Genomic DNA, 2,433 nt, shown 5'->3' with positions numbered 1-2,433 from the left:
TGTGCCGCTTCGTTCCCATTCTGATCCTCCGTTTTCCTAAACATAACGGCGGACCACTTCACTGGGGGAGGATCAATATGCGGTCCTTATTCTAGCCGCGAATCGGCTATGTCGGCCCGCGAACTTGACAAGCGAGATGGTGACGTGGGTGTTCCGTTCTTGGCCGATACGAAAGAAGAGGCCGAGACAAAAAAGGTCTTCCAGTAAGGGAGCGCACCAAGTATGCCGGTCTACTTCATTTCCATTGAGGGCGCTGAGTTTGGCCCGATTAAGATCGGACGAGCGAAAAATATTGAGAGACGGAAGCGTGATCTGCAGACTGGAAACCCAAATCCCCTTCTGCTTTTGGGCTACATTCATTCAGGTGATGAGATAGCGTTAGAAAAAGATCTTCACCAACAGTTCCATGGGCGACGACGCCAAGGTGAATGGTTTGATATAGATGTCCTAGAGATCCTTCCTAGCCTGAAAGCTGCTGGAGCAATGGGATATCTACCGAGTGATCATGCTGCTTACGAGTTCGTGGGAAATGACAGGGATGGGGTTCCAGAATTTGCAAGGGGAGCATCTTGGGTGGATTTAGGACCTGAAGAGTGTTGCCCGTCTTGCGGAAGTTTTTGTGGTATGTGGTACAGCGATGCATTCAGCTGCGAAATCTGCCAGCAGTGCGGCTACACCGGCAATGATCCAGATCGACACGAGGTATGCCCATGCTGAATTGGATTTTCATTATTCTGTTTGGTGGCTGCTTAACTTGGGCGTGTGGAAAGCAGAGGGGCCAGTCGGGGTTGTATCTAGTGCTGTATTCCGGAGTGGTTGGTGTCCCTGCATTGGCGTTCTTGTTCAAGCTGGTTTGATCCAGATAGGGAGAGGCCCTTTGAAGCTACGCCTATTAAGGGAGTATGCCGAGCGCTTCGACGCCGCAACTAGGGCCTGCTCTGCGCGGCTTGGCGTTCAGTTCGATGACTATCCAAATGGTAGTTGCGGCGCGGCTTCTGAGATCCTGGCGGAATACCTGCATGCTAGTGGGTTCGGCGTTTTCGCTTATGTTGTGGGCCGTGACGGCGTTCGGTCTCATGCTTGGCTGGAGCAGGGCAGGGTTATCGTTGACGTGACCGCCGGTCAGTTCGAAGGAGCGCCGGAACCGATTATCATCTCGACAGACCAAAGTTGGCATGAGAGGTTTCGAGACCGCGATGTTTATCCCGATGGCAGCTTCAAGAGTTGGGGAGATCAGGCGCAAGAATCTGCGTTTGCCTATAGCATCATCCTTGAAGAACTTAAGCGGCGCGAACAGGGCTCTGTTTAGTCCAACAAAGGAGGCACTGCGTGAATTTCCTTGAGGAACGGCTAGCCGCAGAACAGCAGGCGCGGGAGGATGAAATTTGGGCCAATCGGGCCTTTTATGACGATGGCGAGTGGGTCACTTGGTCAGAAATCGAGGAACAGGTTCGATGCAAGGAGTGGGGTGCAAAGTACCCCAATGCTAAACGCTCCCTAATCCCATATTTTGAAGAGCTGCTATCTTTGGCAGAGCAGTACCACTGGGAAACTGGTTTCCATCTGAACCTCTACGGCGATATCGGCGAACTGTTTGCGGCTATCACCTACGGGATCACTTTGAACAAAAATTACGCTCAGGGTTCAGACGGAAGGCTCGGTAAGGACTTCGTTGAAGTAAAAACGATCACACCATTTAAGAAAAATGATGTCGTGACTGTCAAAACCAGCGGCAACTTTAACAAGCTCTTGGTTGTCCGGATCAACGAAGACTTTGAGGTGTCGTCTAAACTTGTGGATCGCAAAGATCTCCCCAAGCCTTCGGGAGGTATTTTTCGAGTTGCGTGGGGGCAGATCCCGGTAACTGGAGAGTCCAGCTAAGGAGGATCTTAGTTAATGAGTATTCGATGGTTTCTGCTGATCCTTTCTGTGTTGGGAATGCTGCTTGCAAACTGCACTCAATCCATGGTTGGGCGCTACTCTGACAAGCAGATTTGCTACCGGACAAGAGTTTTTGTTGATGGCTGGGCGCAAGGGTACCGTGCAGAGGGGGAAACGCATCTAGGCCCGTATGCGAACTTCACGGCGATAAGGCGTGAAATATCTCTAACAGCGAAGGAACGCCCCTATTTGTTTGCTGGAAAAGAAGACCCAAGGAGTTGCTCTGCTCGCTTCCCTGAGGTTGAGGCTCCTCTTCCAGAGTTCTATCGCTCAATGCAGGGCGTAATTCCAGTTCCAAAATTCTATGGTGCACTGCTGGCGGGTAGAAATTTGCCAAAAGCTGGTCCTCTTATCAACGTTGATACGTTGATTTTAATTGGCATCATTGCGGCCTCAACTGGGGCTATTATGCAGACAGGCTTTGTTGCACAAATCCCGTGTGGGATTCATCTCATGAATCCAGCGTGGTAGCTGGGATGCATGAGCAGACCT

General features: G+C 51.0%; 4 protein-coding genes. All 4 read left to right on the top strand.

The features are described from left to right. Positions 1–222 precede the first annotated feature (222 nt). The 4 genes from ACFMBG_RS24035 to ACFMBG_RS24020 are packed head-to-tail and all read left to right on the top strand — an operon-like array spanning position 223 to position 2,412. Positions 223–717 (top strand): GIY-YIG nuclease family protein, encoded by a 495-nt coding sequence (locus ACFMBG_RS24035; RefSeq protein ID WP_260002631.1) that lies wholly within the window; start codon positions 223–225, stop codon positions 715–717. Continuing rightward, complete coding sequence (locus tag ACFMBG_RS24030; protein ID WP_421057158.1) at positions 683–1,309, top strand: hypothetical protein; 627 nt, start codon at positions 683–685, stop codon at positions 1,307–1,309. The genes ACFMBG_RS24035 and ACFMBG_RS24030 overlap by 35 nt, the downstream gene beginning before the upstream one ends. 20 nt (positions 1,310–1,329) lie before the next feature. Then, a complete protein-coding gene (locus tag ACFMBG_RS24025) occupies positions 1,330–1,881 on the top strand; it encodes a DUF6998 domain-containing protein (protein WP_260002634.1) in 552 nt (183 codons plus the stop codon). 15 nt (positions 1,882–1,896) lie between these two features. Next, positions 1,897–2,412: a hypothetical protein gene (locus ACFMBG_RS24020; RefSeq protein ID WP_421057157.1), complete on the top strand. Its 516-nt coding sequence runs from the start codon at positions 1,897–1,899 to the stop codon at positions 2,410–2,412. Positions 2,413–2,433: the final 21 nt, after the last annotated feature.

The sequence above is a fragment of the Leisingera coralii genome, assembly GCF_049056525.1.
Taxonomy (GTDB): Bacteria; Pseudomonadota; Alphaproteobacteria; order Rhodobacterales; family Rhodobacteraceae; genus Leisingera; species Leisingera coralii.
Note: the sequence above shows the minus strand (reverse complement) of the source record. Positions and strands in the feature narration are given on the sequence as shown.

Bases quoted from the DNA above. Each gene is read 5' to 3' on its own strand.
- ACFMBG_RS24030 (WP_421057158.1), top strand. From the start codon at position 683: ATGATCCAGATCGACACGAGGTATGCCCATGCTGAATTGGATTTTCAT.
- ACFMBG_RS24020 (WP_421057157.1), top strand. From the start codon at position 1,897: ATGAGTATTCGATGGTTTCTGCTGATCCTTTCTGTGTTGGGAATGCTG.
- ACFMBG_RS24035 (WP_260002631.1), top strand. From the start codon at position 223: ATGCCGGTCTACTTCATTTCCATTGAGGGCGCTGAGTTTGGCCCGATT.